Annotated in this window: 24 protein-coding genes; 15 read left to right on the forward strand and 9 right to left on the reverse strand. The window is 56.4% G+C overall.

Going from position 1 to position 22,951, the window contains the following annotated elements; translation table 11 throughout:
* The first annotated feature begins 72 nt into the window (after positions 1-72).
* On the forward strand, positions 73-672 hold the full coding sequence (locus ACFO1S_RS19955) for a hypothetical protein (protein ID WP_204601306.1): 600 nt from the start codon (positions 73-75) through the stop codon (positions 670-672).
* A gap of 107 nt (positions 673-779) precedes the next feature.
* On the opposite strand, the gene ACFO1S_RS19960 is transcribed toward ACFO1S_RS19955, so the two are convergent.
* The gene (locus ACFO1S_RS19960) at positions 780-1,313 is read right to left on the reverse strand and encodes a YceI family protein (RefSeq protein WP_378127419.1); all 534 of its coding nucleotides are present in this window, start codon (positions 1,311-1,313) and stop codon (positions 780-782) included.
* A 166-nt stretch (positions 1,314-1,479) separates the two neighbouring features.
* Here ACFO1S_RS19960 and gndA point away from each other — a divergent pair, with 166 nt between their 5' ends.
* Entirely contained in the window at positions 1,480-2,895 is a 1,416-nt protein-coding gene (gndA, locus tag ACFO1S_RS19965) for an NADP-dependent phosphogluconate dehydrogenase (protein ID WP_204601307.1), read from the forward strand.
* Positions 2,896-2,898: 3 nt separating this feature from the next.
* Here gndA and ACFO1S_RS19970 read toward each other — a convergent pair whose 3' ends face one another.
* A complete protein-coding gene (locus ACFO1S_RS19970; RefSeq protein WP_378127421.1) occupies positions 2,899-3,180 on the reverse strand; it encodes a hypothetical protein in 282 nt (93 codons plus the stop codon).
* 126 nt (positions 3,181-3,306) lie between these two features.
* Between ACFO1S_RS19970 and ACFO1S_RS19975 the strand changes: the two genes are divergently transcribed.
* Positions 3,307-3,840: a shikimate kinase gene (locus tag ACFO1S_RS19975; protein ID WP_378127423.1), complete on the forward strand. Its 534-nt coding sequence runs from the start codon at positions 3,307-3,309 to the stop codon at positions 3,838-3,840.
* Here ACFO1S_RS19975 and ACFO1S_RS19980 read toward each other — a convergent pair.
* Positions 3,837-4,142 carry a rhodanese-like domain-containing protein gene (locus tag ACFO1S_RS19980; RefSeq protein WP_204601310.1) on the reverse strand — a complete coding sequence of 102 codons (306 nt, stop codon included), beginning with the start codon at positions 4,140-4,142 and terminating at the stop codon, positions 3,837-3,839. The two genes, ACFO1S_RS19975 and ACFO1S_RS19980, sit on opposite strands and share 4 nt — an antisense overlap.
* A gap of 81 nt (positions 4,143-4,223) precedes the next feature.
* Between ACFO1S_RS19980 and ACFO1S_RS19985 the strand changes: the two genes are divergently transcribed.
* The 6 genes from ACFO1S_RS19985 (at position 4,224) to ptsP (ending at position 10,484) form a co-directional block, all read left to right on the forward strand.
* The gene (locus ACFO1S_RS19985) at positions 4,224-4,607 is read left to right on the forward strand and encodes a fluoride efflux transporter FluC (RefSeq protein ID WP_204601311.1); all 384 of its coding nucleotides are present in this window, start codon (positions 4,224-4,226) and stop codon (positions 4,605-4,607) included.
* Entirely contained in the window at positions 4,607-4,987 is a 381-nt protein-coding gene (locus ACFO1S_RS19990) for a fluoride efflux transporter FluC (RefSeq protein ID WP_204601312.1), read from the forward strand. The genes ACFO1S_RS19985 and ACFO1S_RS19990 overlap by 1 nt, the downstream gene beginning before the upstream one ends.
* 25 nt (positions 4,988-5,012) lie before the next feature.
* Positions 5,013-6,305, forward strand: coding sequence for a 3-phosphoshikimate 1-carboxyvinyltransferase (gene aroA / locus ACFO1S_RS19995; protein WP_204601313.1), 1,293 nt, complete (start codon positions 5,013-5,015; stop codon positions 6,303-6,305).
* A 45-nt stretch (positions 6,306-6,350) separates the two neighbouring features.
* Entirely contained in the window at positions 6,351-6,779 is a 429-nt protein-coding gene (locus tag ACFO1S_RS20000) for a CoA-binding protein (RefSeq protein ID WP_204601314.1), read from the forward strand.
* 109 nt (positions 6,780-6,888) lie between these two features.
* The gene (locus ACFO1S_RS20005) at positions 6,889-8,733 is read left to right on the forward strand and encodes a glucose PTS transporter subunit IIA (RefSeq protein ID WP_378127494.1); all 1,845 of its coding nucleotides are present in this window, start codon (positions 6,889-6,891) and stop codon (positions 8,731-8,733) included.
* Entirely contained in the window at positions 8,730-10,484 is a 1,755-nt protein-coding gene (gene ptsP / locus ACFO1S_RS20010; protein WP_204601316.1) for a phosphoenolpyruvate--protein phosphotransferase, read from the forward strand. Before ACFO1S_RS20005 ends, ptsP begins: the two co-directional genes overlap by 4 nt.
* Before the next feature lie 73 nt (positions 10,485-10,557).
* Here the strand turns inward: ptsP and ACFO1S_RS20015 are convergent, their stop codons facing one another.
* Positions 10,558-11,079, reverse strand: a complete 522-nt coding sequence (locus tag ACFO1S_RS20015; RefSeq protein WP_204601544.1) for a type 1 glutamine amidotransferase domain-containing protein — start codon at positions 11,077-11,079, stop codon at positions 10,558-10,560.
* Between the two features lie 106 nt (positions 11,080-11,185).
* Between ACFO1S_RS20015 and ACFO1S_RS20020 the strand changes: the two genes are divergently transcribed.
* The 5 genes from ACFO1S_RS20020 to ACFO1S_RS20040 all read left to right on the forward strand — a co-directional run bounded on the left by ACFO1S_RS20020 (position 11,186) and on the right by ACFO1S_RS20040 (position 14,478).
* A complete protein-coding gene (locus ACFO1S_RS20020) occupies positions 11,186-11,599 on the forward strand; it encodes a VanZ family protein (RefSeq protein WP_204601317.1) in 414 nt (137 codons plus the stop codon).
* A 121-nt stretch (positions 11,600-11,720) separates the two neighbouring features.
* Positions 11,721-12,080 (forward strand): TraR/DksA C4-type zinc finger protein, encoded by a 360-nt coding sequence (locus tag ACFO1S_RS20025; RefSeq protein WP_378127427.1) that lies wholly within the window; start codon positions 11,721-11,723, stop codon positions 12,078-12,080.
* 98 nt (positions 12,081-12,178) lie between these two features.
* Positions 12,179-12,538 (forward strand): bacillithiol system redox-active protein YtxJ, encoded by a 360-nt coding sequence (gene ytxJ / locus ACFO1S_RS20030; protein ID WP_204601319.1) that lies wholly within the window; start codon positions 12,179-12,181, stop codon positions 12,536-12,538.
* Positions 12,539-12,669: 131 nt separating this feature from the next.
* Positions 12,670-13,683 carry a catabolite control protein A gene (ccpA, locus tag ACFO1S_RS20035; RefSeq protein WP_204601320.1) on the forward strand — a complete coding sequence of 338 codons (1,014 nt, stop codon included), beginning with the start codon at positions 12,670-12,672 and terminating at the stop codon, positions 13,681-13,683.
* 93 nt (positions 13,684-13,776) lie between these two features.
* Entirely contained in the window at positions 13,777-14,478 is a 702-nt protein-coding gene (locus ACFO1S_RS20040; protein WP_204601321.1) for a 5'-methylthioadenosine/adenosylhomocysteine nucleosidase, read from the forward strand.
* Between the two features lie 209 nt (positions 14,479-14,687).
* Here the strand turns inward: ACFO1S_RS20040 and ACFO1S_RS20045 are convergent, their stop codons facing one another.
* Complete coding sequence (locus ACFO1S_RS20045; RefSeq protein WP_204601545.1) at positions 14,688-15,881, reverse strand: acetoin utilization protein AcuC; 1,194 nt, start codon at positions 15,879-15,881, stop codon at positions 14,688-14,690.
* Between the two features lie 18 nt (positions 15,882-15,899).
* Entirely contained in the window at positions 15,900-16,532 is a 633-nt protein-coding gene (locus ACFO1S_RS20050; protein ID WP_204601322.1) for a GNAT family N-acetyltransferase, read from the reverse strand.
* Between the two features lie 243 nt (positions 16,533-16,775).
* Between ACFO1S_RS20050 and acsA the strand changes: the two genes are divergently transcribed.
* On the forward strand, positions 16,776-18,500 hold the full coding sequence (gene acsA / locus ACFO1S_RS20055) for an acetate--CoA ligase (protein WP_204601323.1): 1,725 nt from the start codon (positions 16,776-16,778) through the stop codon (positions 18,498-18,500).
* 60 nt (positions 18,501-18,560) lie between these two features.
* Here acsA and ACFO1S_RS20060 read toward each other — a convergent pair whose 3' ends face one another.
* The 3 genes from ACFO1S_RS20060 to ACFO1S_RS20070 form a co-directional block, all read right to left on the reverse strand.
* The gene (locus ACFO1S_RS20060) at positions 18,561-21,689 is read right to left on the reverse strand and encodes a transglycosylase domain-containing protein (protein WP_204601324.1); all 3,129 of its coding nucleotides are present in this window, start codon (positions 21,687-21,689) and stop codon (positions 18,561-18,563) included.
* 322 nt (positions 21,690-22,011) lie between these two features.
* Positions 22,012-22,515, reverse strand: a complete 504-nt coding sequence (locus ACFO1S_RS20065; protein ID WP_378127495.1) for a ferritin — start codon at positions 22,513-22,515, stop codon at positions 22,012-22,014.
* 69 nt (positions 22,516-22,584) lie between these two features.
* Positions 22,585-22,809 (reverse strand): DUF1450 domain-containing protein, encoded by a 225-nt coding sequence (locus ACFO1S_RS20070; protein ID WP_204601326.1) that lies wholly within the window; start codon positions 22,807-22,809, stop codon positions 22,585-22,587.
* Positions 22,810-22,951: the final 142 nt, after the last annotated feature.

Raw genomic sequence — 22,951 nt, forward strand, 5'->3', positions numbered from 1 at the left:
GCAAGCCGCAATATTCAGACAATTCGGTCAATATCTCGAGCCGCGCTTTGGACGCAGGAGGGAGGGATGGCCGTGAACCGCAGTCATGAAGTGGAATACTGCAATCTGGAGCTTCGTTTCGACCGCCGCCAGATTCAGAACATGATCAGGGAACTTATACAGAACGGCTATTCCTTGTACTGGAACGAAAGCGAGCATCACTTTCTCGTATCCGTCAGAACAGGACGCAAGCTGCTCAAGCTCCGGTTCGTGCGGACGCTGGGGAGGTACAGGATGGTCGGAGATTACCTGGTCAGGGACGAGAAGCTGTCGCAGTGGCTTGAGAAGCTCATCAACGATTCCCGCGGCCACGCCGTCGTCAAGAGGATTCACGATCGTCAGGTGTTAAGGATCGAGAATATCATGTTCGGCGAAATTATCCGTCTCGTGGAGGTGTCCGGCATGGAGCATCGCATTATTTTTCAGAAGAGGCCGCAGATTACGGTGGAGGATATGGTCCAAGCGTTCAGGTCGAACAGGGCCGAGCTGCGGGCGGGCGTGTTAAGGCTGGAGATCGATTACGAGCTCGCCGTCCTGCACGAGGCTTTGGCGAATGAATGGCAGGATGCCGCGGAGGCAAGCAAGGAGAAATTAAAGGGCATGAGGACCGAGGCGCTGCTGCTTGAGCTATGAGTTGAGCCGTGGGACGGGAATCATCAAGATAACAAAAGCGGGACATCGTCTATGAAGAGGATGTCCCGCTTTTTGCAGTCTGCGGGCCGCGAATGACGCGGCGGCAATCAAGCCTGCGCGAATTCGAGTTCGACGTGGATTTTAATTGCGTCGCCTACCAGGAATCCGCCCGTTTCCAGCGCGGCGTTCCAAGTCAAGCCGAACTCCGAGCGGCTGATTACGCCGTCTCCGACCACGCCAAGCTTCGTATTGCCCCAAGGGTCTTTGGCCGGACCGGAGATTTCCGCATTAAGCGTAACGGATTTCGTTACGCCCGCGACGGTGAGATCGCCGGTGAGGGAGTAGTCGTCCCCGCCCTTGGAAGAGAGCGAGGTTTTCTTGAAGGAGATTTGCGGGAATTGCTCGGCGTTGAAGAAGTCCGGGGATTTCAGGTGGCCGTCCCGGCCTTCGTCCTTCGTGTCGATGCTGGCTACGTCGATTGTCAGCGAGGTTTCCAGGCTGGACAAGTCTGCCGGATCGGCGGTCAACTCCGCGTCGAACTGATTGAAGCTGCCCCGAACGTTCGTGATCATCATGTGACGCACGCTGAAAGTAATACCGCTGTGAGATTTGTCGAGATTCCAAGTGCTTGCTGCCATCATTCACACATCCTTTATATTTTATATTAACTATTAAATAATAAGTAACGGAAAAAATCAAGAACAAATTTGCCTGAGCTTGGAATTGCAAATGATGGTTTTCATCTCCGCCCAAAAAGAGTACAATAGCTTTATTGTGAAAATTTTGCGCTAAAGGATGAAGAAAATCATGTCGAAAGCAAATATTGGCGTCGTCGGCTTAGCCGTGATGGGCCGTAACCTGGCACTTAACATCGAAAGCCGCGGTTTTACCGTAGCTGTATACAACCGTTCCAGAGAGAAAACGGACGATCTGTTGAACACGGAGGGCAAGGGCAAAAATCTTGTCGGAACCTTCTCCGTCGAGGAGTTCGTCAATTCCCTGGAAAAGCCGCGTAAAATTTTGATCATGGTTCAAGCGGGAGCGGGAACGGATGCAACGATCGATTCCCTCGTGCCTCATCTGGACCAAGGCGATATCATCATCGACGGAGGCAACGCCTATTTCCCGGATACCCAGCGCCGCAGCAATGATTTGACGGCTAAGGGCTTCCACTTCATCGGAACGGGAGTTTCCGGCGGCGAAGAAGGCGCGCTTAAAGGCCCTTCCATCATGCCGGGCGGACCCGAAGAAGCTTATCGCCTCGTAGAGCCGATCCTGACCGGCATTTCCGCCAAAGTAAACGGCGATCCTTGCTGTACGTATATCGGACCGGATGGCGCGGGCCACTACGTCAAGATGGTTCACAACGGCATCGAGTACGGCGATATGCAGCTGATCTGCGAAGCTTACCAATTGCTGAAGGACGTGCTCGGCGTATCTACGGACGAGCTGCACTCCATCTTCGCGGAATGGAACAAGGGCGAGCTGGACAGCTATCTGATCGAAATCACGACCGACATTTTCGCGCAGAAGGACCCTGAGACGGGCAAGCCGATGGTCGACGTGATTCTGGACGCCGCAGGACAGAAGGGAACCGGAAAATGGACAAGCCAAAGCGCGCTGGATCTCGGCGTACCGCTGTCCATTATCACGGAATCCGTCTTCTCCCGCTTCCTCTCCGCGATGAAGGAAGAGCGCGTCGCTGCCAGCAAGGTGCTGAAAGGACCGCAAACGAAGCCGTTCCAAGGCGACAAGGCTGCGTTTATCGAGAGCGTGCGCAAAGCGCTGTTCGCGAGCAAGATCTGCTCCTACGCCCAGGGCTTTGCCCAAATGCGCGCCGCTTCCGAGGAGTACGGGTGGAATCTGCGTTATGGCGATATCGCGATGATCTTCCGCGGCGGCTGCATTATCCGCGCGCGTTTCCTGCAAAACATCAAGGACGCGTACGATCGCGAGCCCGAGCTTCGCAACCTGCTCTTGGACGAGTATTTCCAAGGAATCGTTCAATCTTACCAGGATGCATGGCGCGAAGTGGTATCGACCGCTGTCGCCTACGGCATTCCCGTTCCTTCGTTCGCCAGCGCGATCGCTTACTACGACAGCTATCGCTCGGAGCGTCTGCCTGCGAACCTGCTTCAAGCGCAGCGCGACTATTTCGGCGCCCACACGTTCAAGCGTTTGGACAAGGAAGGCACGTTCCACCACAACTGGATTAATTCCTAAGTTTCAGTCTCGCGGCAGCAGGTCGCGCAGCATCGCCCGAAAGCATTCGGTTTCCTGAAGGCTTGGGCTGCGACGATGCAGAAGCAGCAAGGCCATATCCGCGAAACAGGCAAAATGAGCAAGCAGCTGTGGCCGATCGAGTCCCGACCATTCGGGAGCTCTATCGGCCACTTTTTTCTTGATAAAGCCAAGCGCCCACAGAACATCCTCCCGGCACAACGGATAGGAAGGATCAAGCAGGCGGCGGAGCGGCTGCTCAAGCGGCGTCGATCGGTTGTCGTTCACGGCGGCATCCCCTTCGGCAATGGGATTGTTCACTATCAAACTTACGGATAAACTCGTCGTTTTATACCTTTGAAGCGATATGCTATGATAGAAAAAGCTTATGTAATGAGGGAATGGGGAACTTCTGTGAACGGAAGGGAAGCAAGCCGAAACATTGTCGTGGTAGGCTTCATGGGTACCGGCAAATCGACGGTCAGCCGACTGCTGTCCGAGCATCTGGGCTGGGACAGCAAGGACACGGACGAAGAAATCGTAAAGGCGGCGGGCAAAGCCATCCCCCGCATCTTCGAGGAAGACGGCGAGAGCGCTTTTCGCGACTGGGAGAGCCGCGTGCTTCAAGGCGTGCTGAGCCGGGAGCGGCAGGTCGTCGCCACCGGAGGCGGAGCCGTGCTCCGCGAAGGCAATCGCGAAGAGATGCTGCGGCGGGGATGGGTCGTCGCGCTGACCGCCGACAAGGCGAGCCTGCTTCGTCGCGTAACCGGCGCCGAAGCGGGGGCAAGGCCGTTGCTGGCCGGCGATGCGGAGGAGCGGATCACCGCGCTGCTGGAGTCGAGGCGTCATGCCTACGACTTCGCGAATGCGACGGTGGATACGTCCGATCGGACGCCGGCCGAAGTGGCCGAAGCAGTGGTGCGGGGCCTGCCCCCGGAGTGGTTTTAAGGAAGCTGATTCCAGGCAAGCATGCCGCCGACCAGATTGGCGACGCCGGCATGACCGAGAGAGGATAAATACTGGCAGGCCTGATCGCTGCGGTAGCCGCTGCGGCAGATGAAGATGACCTCTTCGTCCTTCGGGATGGCGGCAAGCTGGTGCGGGATTTGCCCCAGCGGCAGATGAAGGGCGCCCTCGATCATGCCCTGCGCAACCTCCTCGTCCTCGCGGACGTCGATCATGCGGGGCTGCTCTCCGGCCTCCAGACGGGCCTTCAATTGTTCTACGGATATGGTGTGATAGGTGCTCATGACGTTTCCAGCCTTTCCTTGAAATATAGGTTCATCATAAGAAACTGCGCATGGCCATGTCAATGTAGGAGCGGAAAGACGATGAAAATCGCGATTGGCGTCCTGGTGGCCGGCTTCCTGGGAGCGCTGGCCCGCTACGGGATTGGTTTTTTGTTTCCCGAAGCCGCGTCTCCGTCAAGCTTTCCATGGGCGACTGCTTTTATCAACCTGTCAGGGTCCTTGCTGCTGGGCATTCTGACCGGATTGGCGCTTCGCAAGGCAACGCCCGGTTGGTTGAGCGAGGTCGCCGGAACAGGCTTTCTGGGCTCGTACACGACCTTCAGCGCCTTTAACGGCCAACTGGTGCAGATGCTGGAGCATCGCGCCTATGCCGGCGCGGCGGCTTATGTGCTGCTCAGCGCATTGGTCGGCTGGGGCATGGCGGCGATCGGGCTTGCGCTTGGGAAGGGAAGGAATACGCGTTGATGAACGGAATGTGGCTCGCTTGCCTGGTCGGCATTGGCGGCGCGGCCGGCACGTTGCTTCGTTACGGAGTCGGGCGTCTGCTTCTGGCGAAAAACAAGCCGGGATACTACGGCACGTTAAGCGTGAATTTGGCGGGTTCTCTGGCTATGGGCCTGCTGATCGGTTTAAGGCTGGAACAGGAGAATGCGGCCGCTTATGCGCTGACGGGAATCGGTTTTCTCGGCGGGTTGACCACCTATTCCACGTTAAACGTTCAGAAAGCGACGCTCAGCGGAGGCGGTTCCAGAAGAACGCTGACGCTATATCTGGGCGCGACTTATATCGGCGGCCTGGGGGCTACGGCCTTGGGCTTTGCCTTAGGAACTTATCTGCATACCTAAAAGCTAGAAGGAGCGTGCTTCATTAATGGATATGATCGTTACCCCGACAGGCCGTTTGAACGGCGAAATTCAAGCCTTATCCTCCAAAAACTATACGACGCGTTATCTGCTTGTTTCCGCGCTGGCGGAAGGCACGAGCACGATTCTGTATCCCGCTCACAGCGAGGACGGAGAGGCGATGCGCCGTTGCATTCGCGATCTGGGCGCGGTTGTCGAGGAAGACGACGAGAAGATTGTCATCACGGGCTTCGGACGTCATCCCCGCCCGACCAAGGAGCTGGACGTCGGTAACGCCGGAGCGGTGCTGCGGTTCGTTATGTCGATTGCGGCGCTGCTGCCTGAGGTTCATTTCGTCAACAGCTACCCGGCATCGCTGGGCAAGCGTCCGCACGACGATCTGATCGCGTCATTGGAAAGTATGGGCGTACGGATCGAGCATCAGAACGGCCGTCTGCCGATGACGATATTCGGCGGAGCTCCGCGCGGAGGCAAAATCCAGGTGTCCGGCAACGTGAGCTCCCAGTTTCTTAGCTCCTTGCTGTTTCTGACCCCGCTGCTTGACGAGGACAGCGAGATCGAGGTGCTTCACGATCTGAAGTCCAAAGTCGTCATCGGGCAAACGCTGGAGGTGCTCGCGCAAGCGGGAATCGTAATTGAAGCTTCCGACGACCTGATGCATTACCGCATCCCCGGCAAGCAAAAATATAAAGCTCAGACGTATACCGTACAGGGGGATTATCCCGGCTCCGCGGCGATTCTGGCTGCCGCTTCCGTTACGGAGTCCGACGTTGTCGTGCATCGGCTGATAGAGGAGAGCAAGCAGGGAGAGCGGGCCGTCGTGGACGTGCTGCGCGCGATGAACGTGCCGCTGACCCATCGGGACGGCATTGTGCACGTCAAGGGCAACGGCCGCTTGACTGCCGGGGAGTTCGACGGCGACGAGTTCACGGACGGCGTGCTGGCTATGGTTGCGGCAGCCGTGTTTGCGGAAGGCACTTCCCGATTCTATAATGTCGAGAACCTGCGCTACAAGGAATGCGACCGCATTACCGACTACCTGACGGAGCTGCGCAAGGCGGGCGCGCGCGTGGAAGAGAAGCAGGACGAGATTATCGTTCACGGGCGCCCCGAAGGCGTCGAAGGCGGCGTAGAGATCGACGCGCATTACGATCATCGGGTCATCATGGCGCTCACGATCGTCGGTCTGCGCTCCGCCCGTCCGATTCGCATCAAGGATGCGCACCATGTGGCCAAATCGTATCCGATTTATTTCGATCATCTGAAATCGCTTGGCGCGCAAGTCGAATGGACAGACTAAGCATCGGTTCAGACGATCATCAGATAAATGCGGGAGGCATGCCGAATGACATACGTTCATCCGACGCGAGAAGAAATTAAGCGAATTTTGCAAAATGCCGGAACGATTGCCGTCGTCGGCTTGTCGGACGATCCGTCCAAGACGTCGCATATGGTTTCGGCGGCCATGCAAAGCAAAGGCTACCGGATCATTCCGGTAAATCCCAACGCGTCCGAGATATTGGGAGAGAAGGCTTACGCTTCGCTTAAGGACATTCCCGAGCAGGTGGATATGGTGAACGTGTTCCGCAGACCGGAGCATACGCCGCCCATCGCGCGGGAGGCTGTGGAGATCGGAGCCAGGACATTGTGGCTCCAGCTCGGAATCAGCAACGAGGAAGCGGCGGCGATCGCATCCGATGGCGGGCTTAACGTCATTATGGATCGCTGCATCAAGGTGGAGGACTCCATTCTTCTTCCGAACGGCAGAGGCTAACCTTGCGGCCGAATGAGATGACTTCGATTGGGGCCGGCTCTGCGACTCTTTCGAGAAGGAAGGGATAAGGTTGTACGGAATCGGTTACCTCCAGAGGCTAGGCCGGGCCATGATGCTGCCGATGACGGTGCTCCCGGCCGCAGCCATCTTTCTTATGCTTGCCCGCCTGCCCTGGGAGTCGTTCGGATGGCCCCAGGCGCCGGATATGCTGCATGCGGCGGGCATGGCTATTTTCGAATACATTCCCTATGTTTTCGCCATAGGCATAGCCCTCGGCATGTCCAACCAGGCTGCTACAGCGGGCATGGGGGCGCTCGTGGGGATGTTTATTTTCCATGTCGTCACCCATACCTACGATCCGAACGGGATTCAACCTTCGATGTTCGCGGCTGCGGTTATCGGCATTGCCTCGGCGTGGGCCCACGAGAGATTCAAATCGTTCCAGCTGCCGGAGTATTTGCAGTTTCTAGGCGGATCACGGTTCGTCCCCCTCTTCATGAGCATCCTGACATTGGGGTTTGCCTGGCTGATGATCGGCCTGGGGGAGGGAATGGCGAGCTGGGCGGCGTCTTCGGGAACCCTCGTGTACTCGGCAGGCGGCTTCGGCGTGTTCCTGTACGGCTTTCTTCACCGGATCCTCGTAGCCTTCGGGCTGCATCATCTGCTTAATCATTTTTTCTGGTTTCAAGTGGGGGAATATCAGGGGGCCGAAGGGGTTTACTTCGGAGATTTGCCTCGCTTCTTCGCGGGGGATACGACTGCGGGCATTTTCATGGCCGGCCTGTATCCGACGATGATGTTCGCGCTGCCGGCCATTGCCTTTGCCATCATCCACGAGGCGCGAGAAGATTTGAAGCCGAAGACGCGCAAGCAATTCCGTATCGCCGCGCTAAGCTCGTTCTTCACCGGAGTTACCGAGCCCGTGGAGTTCGCGTTTCTGTTCGTTGCCCCGTACTTGTTCCTCATTCACGCGCTTCTGTCCGGGGGCATCATGTGGCTGGTCTACGAGCTGGACATCCGTCACGGCTTTACGTTCTCGGCAGGCGTTCTTGAATACGTGGTGAACATGCCGCTCGCTTACAAGGGCTGGCTGCTGCTGCCCATCGGGATCGCGGCGGGACTGGTCTACTACGTGCTGTTCCGATGGAGTATTCGCCGCTTCCAGCTGGCGACGCCCGGACGCGAGGACGCGACACGGCTGGACGATTGGGCGGGGGATATTCCTTATCGGGCTCCGCTCATTCTTCAGGCGCTGGGGGGCAAGGAAAACATGGTTCGCCTAGAGGCATGCATCACTCGTCTGAGGCTGACGCTGGACGACGATCGGAAGGTCGACGTGCAGTCTCTGAGGCATCTCGGCGCGGCCGGGGTCATCCGGCTGGGCGGCGGACATGTGCAGGTCGTATTCGGAACGTTCTCCGAGCTGATCCGGGAAGAAATTCACAAGATCATGCAGACGGACGTTCAACAGATTCAGTTTCATTCCCCGGTACAGGGCCGGATGATTCCTCTGGAAGAGGTGGACGATCCGATATTCGCCCAGCGGCTTGTCGGCCGGGGCGTCGCATTTATACCGGACAAAGGAGAACTGGTCGCGCCCGTACAGGGCAAGATCATTCATATCCATCCTTCGCTGCACGCGATCGGGCTTGTGACGAAGGACGGCTTGGAGGTGCTGCTGCACGTGGGCATTAACACCTCACATCTGGAAGGTAAAGGGTTTACAATGCTCGTACAGATGGGGGACGAGGTGTCTCCGGGTCAGCCGTTGCTGAAATTCCATCTGCCTACGTTAAAGCAGCATGCCAAATCATTGGAAACGCCCATGGTCATCACCAACAGCGATATCGTTAAAACATGGAGGTTCGCGCCTTACAAAGCGGTCAAAAAGGGTCAGGCCGCGGTCATGTCGGTAGTTGTGCGGGAGAGAGAGAACAAGGGGGCGGAAAAATGATACAGGCTTTGGGGGCATCGCAGGGAATCGCCATCGGCAAAGCGTTCGTGCTTCCGCATTGGGAGTGGGAGCTGCCGGAGCAGAAAATCGATGTGGCCGATCTGGCCAAGGAATTCGAACGGCTCTACGAAGGCATTCGCCGCTCCAAGACGGAGATTAGCCAGATGAAGACCGAGCTCGACGAGGTGGTTGGCTCCGAGGAGGCGAGCATCTTCGACGCGCATCTGGCGATCCTGGAAGATCCGGTGTTCATGAATGAGATTCAGGGAATTATCCAACGGCAATACAAGGTTGCGGAGGTCGCCGTCAAGGAAGCGATCGACCATTTCGTCACCATGTTCGATCTTCTGGACGACGAATATATGAAGGAGCGGGCGCTCGACATCAAGGATGTCGGCAATCGTCTGCTGAAGCACCTGCTTGGCGCGCCGGAGATTTCGCTGCCGGAGGACACGCAGCCGTTCGTTCTTGTCGTGCGGGAGCTGTCCCCGTCCCAGCTCGTCCATCTGAAGCCGGAGCTGGTGCTGGGCATCGTCACGATGGTCGGAAGCCCGACGTCGCATTCCGCGATTATGGCCAGAGCGTTCGGCATTCCTATGATCATGGGCTTGGAAGGCAAGCTGGAGGAGCCGATCGGAACCGGCGATCTGCTCATTATCGACGGCGAGAACGGTACGCTGCAGATCGAACCGACTTCGGAGACGGTTGCGCGATATACGGAGATGCGCAAGCAGTTTATCGCTCATCGCGAGCAATTGCAGAAGCTCGCGGAGGTGCCCTCCGTAACGACGGATGGCGTGTCGCTTACCCTGGCGGCCAATATCAGCTCGCTGAAGGAGCTCGAAGCCGCGCTAGCCAACGGCGCGCAAGGCGTCGGCTTGTTCCGGACGGAGTTTCTGTACATGGACCGCAGCCATTTTCCGACGGAGGATGAGCAGTTCGAGGTGTATCGCATGGCCGCCCAGAAGCTGAAGGGACAGCCTCTGACCATTCGAACGCTCGATATCGGCGGAGACAAGCAGCTCGATTATTATCAGATGCCGGAGGAGGAGAATCCGTTTCTCGGCTTTCGGGCCATCCGCTTCAGCCTGGAACGAAAGGATCTGTTCAAAACCCAGCTGCGCGCCATTCTTCGCGCTTCCTGCTACGGAGACGTCAAGATCATGTATCCGCTCATCACCTCAGTGGAGGAAGTCCGGGAAGCGAATGAGGTATTAGCCGAAGCCAAGCAAGAGCTGCTGGCCGAAGGCGTGCCTTGCCGCACGGATGTCAAGGCCGGAATTATGGTGGAGGTTCCTGCCGCCGTGGCGATTGCCGAGCTGCTGGCGGATGAGGTTGCCTTTTTCAGCATCGGCACGAACGATCTGATTCAGTTCACGCTCGCGGTCGACCGGATGAACGAGCAGATCAGCCATCTGTACGAGCCGTTTCATCCCGCGATCATTCGGATGATTCGCACTGTCGCCAATGCCGCCCAAGCGCAAGGCATCCCGGTAAGCATTTGCGGAGAAATCGCCGGCGACGTGAACGCATTGCCGATATGGCTGGGGCTTGGAATCGAAGTGCTCAGCCTGTCCGCGCAGGCGATTCTGCCGGTCAAGCAACGGGTTCTTTCCTCCAGGGCAGCGGATAGCCGCAAGCTGTTAGAGGAGCTTTTCCGCTGCAGAACGGCCAAGGAGACGAGGACGCTCGCCCATCAGTTCCATGCGGAGGCGGCGCTCGCTTCGGGCAAGGCGTCCCCGCTCATCTGAGCAAATACAAGCGCCGAAGCCCGACCCTGCCTCTCGGCGGGGTTGGGCTTCGGCGCGCGTCGTCAGGCTTGGTCTAGCGGTTGAACAGCAAATCGCAGAACGCTTTCGCATAGGGCGGGAGATCGGGCGGTCTACGAGCGGAGACGAGGTTGCGATCGATAACGACCGCCTCGTCCAGCCATACGGCGCCTGCATTCTCCATGTCGTCCCGAATGCCCGGCGTCGAGGTAACGGTTCTTCCCTGCAAAATTTTCGCCGAGACGAGCACCCAGCCCGCATGGCAGATTTGCCCGATGGGCTTGCCGGCGGCATCCATGCGGCGCACGAATTCCAGAACCTTGACGTCTCTGCGAATTTTGTCCGGCGCCCAGCCTCCGGGCACGAGCAGTCCGTCGAAGCTGTCCGCGTCCAGCTCGTCGTAAGAAATATCCGCCACCGCCGGAACGCCGTATTTGCCGATATGCTTGCGTCCCTTCTCAGGGCCGGCGTACACGACCTCGGCGCCTTCCTCGCGAGCGCGATAGACGGGGTACCAAAGCTCCAAATCTTCGAATTCATCATCCAGCAGGCACACGACTCTTTTGCTTGCAGTCATAGATAGATTTCCCTCCATTCCATAGCTTTTCATGATCAGCAACCATTGTACCAGAACTTTGCCCTTCCTTCACGTCCGTGACAGGGAACAGAAAGGTGTGAGTTTCATGAAAGGAAAGCTGAGATATGCCCCGGCCGTGATTTGCATGCTTGCGATCTTCATCTCCTCGTCGAGAAGCGGGGAACAGTTGGACAGCGTTCTGCCATGGTTTCAGGAGTGGCTCCCTTTCCTGACAGACTTTAATCCAATGCACTATGTCGCCTACTTCATCCTGGCGTTAACGATTTCCTACGGAATGGGCAAGCGGGCGGGCACCTGGAAAGGCTGTCTGCTTAATATCGCGCTGTGTGTGCTATACGGAATCACGGACGAATGGCATCAATCCTTCGTGCCGATGAGAAGCCCGGATCTGCTCGACCTGCTCCACGACGGCATGGGAGCCGCTGCCGCGAGTCTCCTTGTGCTGCTGTTTTATAGCCTATTTAATAGGCGGCGTACCAGAAATTACAGCACTCGCTGAGCAGGAGTTCGGAGGCATCGGCACGAATAATATTTCGTGAAAGCTCTTTTGTCGTTAGGAGAGAATGCCGTTGCTCAAACGCTGCTCATGCGGTAGGGAGATGAAACTGGAGCTCCGCACCGTGATATTTGCGAAGAAGGTCAATATTTACAACGTTCCGGTGTACCATTGCGCCATATGCGGCAGGAATGACGTATTTCCCGGAGTGAAGAACGATGTCGGCAAGCTTGTGGGTCAATTGGGAAGTCGTCCGGCCCCTGGAATTATTCCTTTTGACCAGGTCCATGAATGGGCGGGAGTTCTTTCGCAGGCGCTCGATCGGTCGGAGTCGCTCCGGGCAACGGATATCGCCAGGGCAACCGAAGAACGGATAGATGAATTGCTCGATTTGTGGCTTGTGGCTTCGTCGCTGGAGGATGAAGTCTGGATGAACGAAATACATACGCGTTTGTCCCAATTGAGCGGCCAGTTCGTCTCATAGCGGGAACGGAGGGGGGGCTCCCCCTCCTTTTTTGCGATTGGTGACGTTTTCTGCTACGATAATCATTAGGATTGATAGATGAAGGAGGCGACGTCCGAATGGCAGCCCTGCAACAACTCACTTCCCTCGAGCAATGGAAGGAAGCGCTGGATCGCACCTCGAACAAGCCGTTGCTCGTATTCAAGCACAGCACGAGCTGTTCGGTCAGCGCCGGCGCTCACGAAGAAGCAACGCATTATATTCAGGACGACCAAACGGGCGATGTAGACTATGCGATCGTTCATGTCATCGAGGACCGTCCGGTCAGCAATGAGATTGCGGAGCGATTGGGCGTCAAGCACGCTTCTCCCCAGATCATTCTGGTGAAGGACGGCGAGGCGGTGTGGGATACTTCCCACTGGCGGATTACTTACGATTTCTTGTCGGAAAAGCTGGGGCCTTCTGCAAGCCATTCCTAAGCTCGATTTCATGAGCGGTATAAACCATATGTTGCATTGCTAATCATACGGTTTTGTCGTATGATTACCTTAATAATCCATGACTGGACAGACTCTTCGTTTGCCGGTCACGAACATTGGAGCGAATCATAGTGACGGTAACCATTTATGACGTGGCACGGGAAGCGGGCGTTTCGATGGCGACGGTATCTCGCGTCGTCAACAATAATCCTAACGTCAAGCCGCAAACCCGGAAGAAAGTATACGAGGCGATCGAACGTCTCGGTTATCGGCCGAACGCGGTAGCGCGCGGTTTGGCGAGCAAGAAGACGACAACGGTAGGCGTCGTCATTCCCGACATCGCCAATGCGAATTTTGCCGAGGTGGCCCGGGGAATTGAAGATATTGCCAATATGTATCACTACAATATTATTCTAAGCAACGCGGACAAGCGCAAGGACAAGGAAATCCGTGTCATTAACACGTTGCTGGAGAAGCAAGTGGACGGTCTGCTGTTCATGGGCGGAGCCGTTACGGAGGAGCATATCCAGGCGTTCAAGACGTCCAACGTTCCTATTGTGCTTTGCGCCACGACCGACGATAAGGGGACAATCCCTTCCGTTGACATCGACCACGAATCTGCGGCTTTCGACGCCGTTAGCCGATTGGTCAGCGAAGGGCATCGTTCGATTGCCATGATCAGCGGAACGCTGCAGGATCCGGCGAACGGCTACGCCCGTTATCAGGGCTACAAGCGGGCGTTGGAGCAAGCCGGCTTGCCTTACCGTGAAGATTATGTACGGGTAGGCAACTACAAGTATGAATCGGGCATCGATGCCATGCAGTATTTTCTTGAATTGGCCGAGCCTCCGACAGCCGTTTTCGCGGCCACGGATGAGATGGCGATTGGCGCCGTCCATTGCATTCAGGACTCCGGGCTGAGCGTGCCGGATGACGTGTCCGTGATAAGCGTGGATAACAGCCGGATTTCTTCGATGGTTCGCCCGTTATTGACGACAGTCGCGCAGCCGATGTATGACATCGGCGCGGTATCGATGAGATTGCTGACGAAGCTGATGAAGAAGGAAGCCGTGGATAATGCCAAAGTGACGCTTCCGCATGAATTGATTATCCGTCGCTCCGTCGCAGGACCGAAGAGCAAGTAACTATCCGCTATGAAGCCGACCCTGCCGGGTACAGAAACTGCCGGCAGGGTCTCTTTATGAGAAAACGGGAAGAGGAAAGGGTGGTCGTCCGCTATGACATTCGCAACGATCGGAATTATTGGAGCCATGGAGGAGGAGATCAATCTTCTCCTTGCGGGAATGGATGACAAGCAGACAGAGCAGCACGCGGGAATCACCTATCATCGCGGTTTTTTTCAAGGGAAGAAGGTTGTACTGACGCGCTCGGGGGTCGGCAAAGTCAATGCGGCGGTATGCACCCAAATCTTGATTGACCGTTACCGCGCGGAAGCGATTCTGTTTACGGGAGTTGCAGGAGCTGTCGATCCGAAGCTGAATATCGGGGACATCGTGATCTCCGCCAGTTCGCTCCAGCATGACGTGGACGTGACCGCTCTCGGCTTCCCTCGCGGAACGATTCCTTACCAGGACGTGTCCGAGTATGCTGCGGACGCGTTCCTCATCGCGGCAGCGTCGGAAGCGGGAGAGCGTATATTCCCCGGCCGCTGCTATCAGGGCAAGGTTTTGTCCGGAGATCAATTTATCGCCGAACGCGGTGTCGTACAGAGTCTGTACGAGCAATTCGGCGGCGCCTGCACGGAGATGGAAGGAGCCGCCGTGGCGCAAACCTGCTTCATGAATGGCATTCCTCACGTGATTATCCGTTCGATGTCGGACAAGGCGGACGGTTCCGCGCACGTCAACTTCGCCGAGTTCACCGTGGAAGCATCGAATCGCTCCTACGCGATCATCGAAGAGATGATGAAGTCGCTGTAAGTGCGACGCAGCTTGGGCGTTCTTATGCCCGTTATCGCCATTATCCCCCTCGCTCAGGCGGAAGAAAACCCGTCAGACCTGAGGGAAGGGGATAGTGGCCGTACGCCGCGCTCCTCGCAAGCAAATCAAAGCCTCAAGCAGCGTGCAAGCTGCCTGAGGCTCCTTTGATTTTGCCCAAATGCCGGATAAGCCGGCGCTCCCGTCGGCCGTCAACCGATATGCTGGAGGGCAATCTCCAGGTTTTTGGCGTTCTTCACGGTAATTTCCGCCCTGCGGGGCATCGGCGTCCAGGATTGGACGTCATCCAGCCAGGAAGAGGGCAGAGGGACGTCCGGCTTTCGATGCAGCGCGACGCTAGGCCACAGGGACGGGAGCGGACCGCCGTCCGCGCTGGCATCGATGGAGGAGAGCAGAGGATGGTTGCTCATCTCCAGCCAGAGCAAGCTCCAGGCTCTCGGAACAACCCGCCAGTGATCGTAACCGCCGCCGCCCAGGGCGACCCAGCGACCGTCCGCGTACTGCTCGGCAACTGCACGGATCATCCTGGGCATTTCCCGATAGATCCGCATGCTGCAATGGATGTGAGCGAGCGGATCGAAGGCGTGCGCATCGCAGCCGTGCTGACTGACAATAATGTCCGGCTGGAATACGCGAGCGGCCCGCAGCAGGGCTTGCTCGAAGCAGGCCAGCCAGGAATCGTCCTCCGTGTACGGCTCCATGGAAATGTTCAGGCAAGCGCCATAGCCTGCCGAGTCGCCGCGTTCGTACGGGAAGCCGCTTCCGGGAAACAAAAACTTGCCGGTTTCGTGGATGGATAACGTAAATACGTTAGGGTCGGTATAGAAAAACCATTGCACGCCGTCTCCGTGATGCACATCGGTATCGATATAGAGCACGCGAGCCCCATATTTCTCGCGAATGAACGCAATCGCGGCGGCGGCGTCATTGTAAACGCAGAAGCCGGCGGCGCGATCGGGAAAGGCGTGATGAAGCCCTCCGGGGAGATGCAGCGCCCTGGTCGCACGGCCGGACATAACGGCGTCAGCGGCGGACATAGAGCCCGCGACCAGCCCTGCAGCGGCTTGATGCATATTCGGAAAGTGCGGCGTCTCTCCGTCCGTCTCCAGGCCGTATTGCGGGGCTTGACTAAGCGCTCCCGCGGAGGGTGCGGCCCGGCTGAGCTCCATGACCGTTTGAATGTAATCCGCGCGATGAATCCCGTGAATGATCCGCTGCGCCTCGTCGTGAAGGCCGGGAGGGACCATGAGGCTTCGATCCAGCGCGCCGCTTGCGTTCAACAGATTTTCCGTCAGCTCCAGCCGTACGGGATGAAAGGGATGATCGTCGGAAAACCGATAGGCGTCTGAAGCCGTATTGTTAATCCATATCGTATTGGAAGCCAGAGAAGGTCGCCTTCCTTTCTAATACATGAAACGCTGTCTAAAGCGAACGCGGTCGAATTGCTCCGCCGATGACAGCGGAACATCCTTGCCGATGCGGACCATCAGGCAATTGGCGGGATGCGCGCAGATTTCCGGATCGTCTGTCGCGAACCAGACCATGCCGACCGATTTCATCAGCCGCTCCATCATTTCGCGATACTCCCATACGTTAAGGCCGCTGGACTCCAGATCCCAGTGCCAATAATACTCTGTCGTGAATACGATCATATTGTCAAGCTGACCGTCTTCGAATGCGGCGGAGATAAGAGCCTTGCCCAGCCCGAAGTTGCGGTAGTCGTCCGCCACCTCGATTGCTCCCAGCTCTACGAGGTCTTCCATGCCGCCCTCGGACCAGCGTTCCATCTCGTCCGGATAGTGAAAGGTGACGTAGCCGACGATCAGATCGCCGTCCAAAGCCGCGATAATCCGTCCTTCGGGCAGCTCGGCGATTTCAACGAGCGCTTGATGCTGCTCCAGAGGTCTTCGAAAGGCATCCAGCTTGGGATGCATCTGCAGATTGCGAAGCGCTTCCGGCGCAATGGGGCCTTCTACGCTTAGGGACCGGCCATGCCGTTCAATCGTATGCCGGACAAACCTTTTGATATGCTCCATGCCGCCCTCCCCTTAACCGATGCCGAGCTTTGTTCATTATAGCATCTATGACGCCGGCGGAGGAGATTTTGCTTGGAGATCAAAGGAAATTTGTCCTTGGCGTGGCGTAAAATGCCCCCCGGAGCTATGCGCCTCCCGGGTACGCTGTGGTATAATGGCTGTGGCAGAGGAGTTTCTCTCCTCCACATCATGAAAGCGCATTCGCAGCGGGTTGCCCGCATTTCAATGGGAAGGTGATGGATAGTGACTTTGCAATCGGACGAAAAATTGGCCGTAACGGCAACCGAATCTAACATGGCATCTTACGAGGAAGCGGTAAAGAGCTTTAGCTGGGAGGCCGTTGAGAAGACGTTCTCCTGGGCTGCAACGGGCAAGGTGAACATGGCTTACGAGGCGATCGATCGTCACGTAGCGGCCGGACGGGGCGAGAAGACAGCCCTGCACTATAGCGACAATCACCGGGAGGAAAGCTATACCTTCGCGGAGATGGCCAAGCAATCGAACCGCTTCGCCAACGTGCTGCGCGGTCTGGGCGTCGATAAGGGAGACCGCGTGTTTATCTTCATGCCGCGGACGCCGGAATTGTACTTTAGCTTGTTAGGCACGCTGAAGGTCGGGGCAGTCGTCGGTCCGCTGTTCGAAGCGTTTATGGAAACAGCCGTCAGAGATCGTCTGCAGGATAGCGGAGCGGTGGCGCTCATTACGACTCCCGCGCTGCTCTCGCGTGTTCCTCGCCAAGAGCTTCCGGACTTAAAGCATATTATCGTTTTCGGGGAATCCGTCGAAACGGCAGACGGACTCGTAGATTATCGTGCCGCGATGGCCTCGGCCTCCGATGAATCTGAGGTCACCTTCCTGGATCGGGAGGACGGCTTAATTCTTCATTATACTTCCGGATCGACGGGCAAGCCGAAGGGCGTGTTTCACGTTCAGAACGCGATGCTCCAGCACCTCCATACCGGTCGCGTTGTCCTCGATCTGCGCGAGGATGACGTCTACTGGTGTACGGCCGACCCGGGCTGGGTAACGGGTACGTCCTACGGCGTATTCGCGCCATGGTTGAACGGAGTGACGAACGTTGTGCGCGGCGGACGGTTCAGTCCTCAGGATTGGTACGCCACGATTGAAAAGTATAAAGTAACGGTATGGTACAGCGCTCCAACGGCGTTTCGCATGCTGATGGGAGCCGGGGACGACGCGGTCAAGCCGTTCGATCTGTCCAGCCTGCGCCATGTGCTCAGCGTCGGAGAGCCGCTTAACCCGGAGGTCGTTCGTTGGGGAAATCGGGTCTACGGCCAGCGGATACACGATACCTGGTGGATGACGGAAACCGGCGGACAGTTAATCTGCAACTACCCAAGCATGGAGATTAAGCCGGGATCGATGGGGCGCCCCGTACCCGGCGTGCAGGCGGCCATCATCGACGATCAAGGAAACGAGCTTCCTCCGTTTCGAATGGGCAATCTGGCGATTCGAACGCAGTGGCCGTCCATGATGCGCAAGATCTGGAATAACCCGACGAAGTATGCGGAATATTTTCACATTCCAGGCTGGTATGTCTCGGGCGATTCCGCGTACAAGGACGAAGAGGGCTACTTCTGGTTCCAAGGCCGGATCGACGATGTGATTAACACATCCGGCGAGCGGGTAGGTCCTTTCGAGGTCGAGAGCAAGCTGGTCGAGCATCCTGCGGTCGCGGAAGCGGGCGTAATCGGCAAGCCCGACCCGCTTCGCGGCGAGATTATCAAAGCGTTCATCTCGCTTCGCGAAGGCTATGCCCCTTCCGACGAGCTTAAGGCGGATATCGCCAAGTTCGTGAAGGAAGGTCTGTCGGCTCATGCGTCTCCGCGCGAGATTGAGTTCAAGGATAAGCTTCCCAAGACCCGCAGCGGTAAAATCATGAGAAGGGTGCTCAAAGCCTGGGAGCTGAATCTTCCAACCGGAGATCTATCGACGATTGAAGACTAACCAATAAAAAGCACCCGCATTCGTCCTTGGACGCTTGCGGGTGCTTTTTAGTTATAGCTTTTATCCGCCCGAGCCGACTTGAACGGTGTTTGACGGAGAGGATTCCCCGGAGGAGTTGATCGCCGTGATCCGATACCAGCCTGCGGCCATCGGGGCGATATACTCAAAGGACGTTGATTCGGTCGTGCCCAGCAGCTTGTACTTGTCGTTTTCCGAGCTGTACCATACCTGGTATTGCGTTACGCCTTCCCCGGCAGGGTTGGCGTTCCAGTTCAACGTAACGCCGATCTCTGTGCTCTGAGCGCTTAGACCGCCCGGAGTAGAAGGCGAATGGCTGTGGTTGTCTCCGCCGACCGGAGTTTCCGGATTCCCGGACGACGTGCCCGGATTGGATGTCCCTGGGCTGGCATTGCCCGAATCACCGTTGCCGGGCAGCGACGGATCTACGATAATGCCGCCATCGGGAGAAACGATCGCGCTTGCCGCCGATTCGTTGCCGGCGACATCAACCGCGGTCACATAATAGTTATAGCTTTGGCGCGAGCTGATGTAATTAACGAATTTCGAATCGTCGCCGGCCGGAACCGAGGCTTCGATCTTCTGATACGGTCCTCCGTTCACAGAGCGGTACAGCCGATATCCGGCAACATCCGCCTGCGGCGCGGGGGTAAACGTAATTCGAGCCAGGTTGTTCAGTACCTCTACCGCAACGTTCTTCGGCGATCCCGGAGCGGCTCCATCCTCGACGCGCGGATCAATCTTGGAAGGCGCGCTTTCGGACGCATCCTTGGGAAGGTAGTAAGAAAGCGCTCGGCGGTTTTGGGCCGATACCTTGCCAAGCTTCGCCTTCAGCTCCTCGATCAGTGTGTCGAGAGGCGTCTCGCGCACGACCATCACCGATTCCCTCAGCAGATCCTCAGGCGTTCCGTTCTGCGGCAAGTAATTGACGCCATTGTACGAAATGTATTTGACCCTGACTAGCCCATCGTCCGACTCCGTCGGGATGAATTTGCGATTAAAGATATCGCTGACGAGCTTGCCGGCAGCTCTCGTCAATTCCGTAGGCAGCTTGCCGCTGACGCTGGATACCGTCATCGATACAATGCCGTCCGGCTTCTCGAACGACTTGGTCGGGAACAGCTCAGGCCGCGCCTCGGTCACCTCGTTCATGATTTTGGCCCAGATCGCTTTAGCGCGGCCGTGGCTGTCCGAGGACAAGGTATGGATGACCTTCTCGTATCCGGCCCATACGCCAAGCGTAATGTCGGGCGTGTAGCCCTCGAACCAGACGTCGCTGTAATTTTGCGTCGTGCCGGTTTTGCCGACGATCGGAATGCTCTTGTAATTTTTGAATTGCGAGGTCAACGATGTCGCCGTTCCGTTCGTTACGACCGTGCGAAGCATGTCGGTCATCAGATAGGCGGACTGCTCGGATACGACCTTTTTCGGGTTTAGCTCGTGCTTGTACACAATCTGATTGTTGGTATCGCGAATGCTTTCGATAAGATAAGCGTCGTTGAAGACTCCTTTGTTCGCGATTGCGGCATAAGCGTTGGTCAGCTCCTCGACGGAGGTTCCGTATTTCAGACCGCCGATGACACCCGTCTGCGCTTCGTCGTCTTCCTTGACGAGCGTTGTAATCCCGAGGGAGCGAACAAACTTCCAGGACTCCTTGATTCCTACTTTGTTCAAGAAAATTTTCAATGCCGGAATGTTGTAGGAATTGTTCAGGGCCTGACGGGCCGTAACGAGTCCGGAATAGCGATTGTTGGAGTTTTTCGGAATATGGTAACCGCTGCCGCCATTCTTAAGAATGACCGGCGAGTCGTCCAGAATGCTGCCCGGTTGAATTAAGCCTTTGTCGATGGCCGGCAAGTAAGCGCCGATCGGCTTCATCGCCGAGCCGGGCTGCTTGACCATCTGGGTAGCGAAATTCATCTGTTCGATGTGGAAGTCGCGACCTTCGATCATGCCCAGTATAGCGCCTGTCTTATGATCGATCATCACGGCGGCAATCTGCTCGACACCTTTGACCGGATGGTCTGGAGCGAAATTATCCGGATTTTCCGCGATTCCGTGCATCAGGTTGTAGATTTTCTTGTCGATCGTCGTCGTGACCTTATAGCCGCCGCGCAGAAGCTGCGCGCGCGCATCCTCGATCAGGGCCGAGTTTTCCTTTTTCTTCAGGTCTTCGCGCTTAAGATCGGGATTTTGCTTCAGCACCAGCAGCTCTGCGGCTTGACGCTCTACCTCAAGCATCAGGTAAGGATAAGTGTTGTAAGCTTTCTCGCTCGGCTTGGCCAGCGAGCTGTAGAGGTCGAAGGCGAGAGCTTCTTCGTACTGGGCTTGCGTAATTTTCTTCTCCTCCAGCATGCGGCTGAGAACGAGCTTCTGCCGCGTTACCGCGCGCTTGAAGTTTTTCTCGTTGAACTCTCCTTTGCCGTTAAAGGCGGAGTAGAGGGAAGGGAGCTGCGGGACGCCCGCCAGATAGGCGGCTTGGGCAATGTTGAGCTTGTCCAGCTTCTCGATGCCGAAGATGCCCTTGGAGGCGGCTTTGATGCCGAATACCTGATAGCCGTTCGAACCGTTGCCGTAAGGCACTTTGTTCAGATAGGCAGTCAAGATTTCTTCTTTCTTCAAATATCTTTCCAAACGCAGGGACAGAAAAATTTCCTTGGCTTTGCGGCTGGAGGTCTGATCCAGATTGAGGAATACCCTCCGGGCCAATTGCTGCGTAATCGTACTTCCGCCCGTCTGCACGCTTTCGTTCAGCAATTGCTGCTTAACCGCACGGAACAAACCATTGGTGTCGACGCCTGGATGAGTGAAGAAGTTTTTGTCCTCTATGGCGATGACCGCATCGACAATGGTCTGCGGGATTTGGTCGTAGGTAACCGGGCGGCGATCCTCTTCGGAGCGCAATTGGCCGATTGGCGTTCCATCGTTGAAATATACGAAGCCCGTAATCGCGTTCTCGTTAATCTTCTCCTCGATCAGACTGGCATCGCGGATCGGATCGTCGTGCACGAGGGATGCGACGAAGCCCGTTACCGCTCCGGCTCCGACCAATCCGGCCAGCACTCCGAAAAGAATCAGCCACAATACGGTGAAGCCGGCGATTTTACTCGCTGTTTTGAAGCCCTCTCCCTTTCGTTTAGGCTCGGATGGGGGATGTTTAGTCGTGGTCATTAAGAAAGCCTCCTTAAACAAACAGAACCATTATAGCACATATACCCATTGTTTGGCTTCCTTGGAAAGCTATCTGCCAGATCAGCAATCAGGAGCAAAACGATTGGATATGCCAGACTGCGCCTTGCTTTCGGCATGTCTTGGGAACCGATCCTTCTCTTGAAGCGCGAGCGGCGGAAGGACTCCGATTACATTATACGCATGAAAACGTCTGCGGTTGTGTTTGAGACGACGGGAACGTGCGGCATGCGCCAAAATCAAAAACGGCCGAGCACGAGAAAATCTCGGCTCAGCCGTGTGTCGGTCGATCAAGGCATCCTTCTTACAGGGCGGGAGGCGTAAACGTCCGCGCCGCAAATTCGGAATCCATCATGAAGAAGGCATTGCTGTCCTTGTCAATCCGCTTGAGCTTGTTGATGATGCTGTCGAACATCGATTCTTCCTCAACCTGCTCGTCGATAAACCATTTCAGAAATTGAATCGTAGCATGCTCGCGATCGTTCAGCGCAAGGTCGGACAGGTCGTAGATGCGGCGGGTGACTTCCTGCTCGTGGGCGTAGGCGTGCTCGTAAGCTTCCAGCACCGACGAATATTCGTTGTTCGGCGTATCCATGCCCGACAGGCGAACGCGGATGCCTCTGTCGTTCAAGTATTTATAAATTTTCATCGCGTGGAACTTCTCTTCCTCGGCTTGCACGGTGAAGAAGTTGGCGAAGCCGTCGAGACTTTCGCCCGAGCAGTAGGCTGCGATGGCCAGGTATACGTGAGCGGAATAAAGCTCAAAGTTGAGTTGATCGTTCAGGGCTTTGCTTAACGTTTCGTTTATCATCGGCCAGTCACTCCTTAAATATGGATATCTGTAGAATCTACCCGAATTGTACCACAAATACGCGGGTCATCCTATCCGATGCTTTAATTTTTCGTATAGCGCTTCGGGAGAAGGGGCGACGATAATTTCCGTTTTGCCGATCAGGGCCATGCACTGCTTCGTGCACAGCTTGCAGACGCCGAGGCAATCTTTTTTCTTGCGCTTGAGCTCAGGATATTCGGTTTTAAGCGTTTTGTATACCGACTTGGAGCCATGCTTGAAGTTCCTGCAGCAAAACTTGATCTTCTTCATGTCCGCACCGGCTTTCTCGCATAGAATAACTGCCCCTTCAAATGATAGTAATTCTCATTATCAATGTCAATCGGTCAAACGAAAAAAACCACCCCGTCATTCGGGGTGGTTCTGCGGAAGAACGATTAACGGCTGTAACACT

Source organism: Cohnella boryungensis, from assembly GCF_042651945.1.
In the GTDB taxonomy this organism is placed as follows: domain Bacteria; phylum Bacillota; class Bacilli; order Paenibacillales; family Paenibacillaceae; genus Cohnella; species Cohnella boryungensis.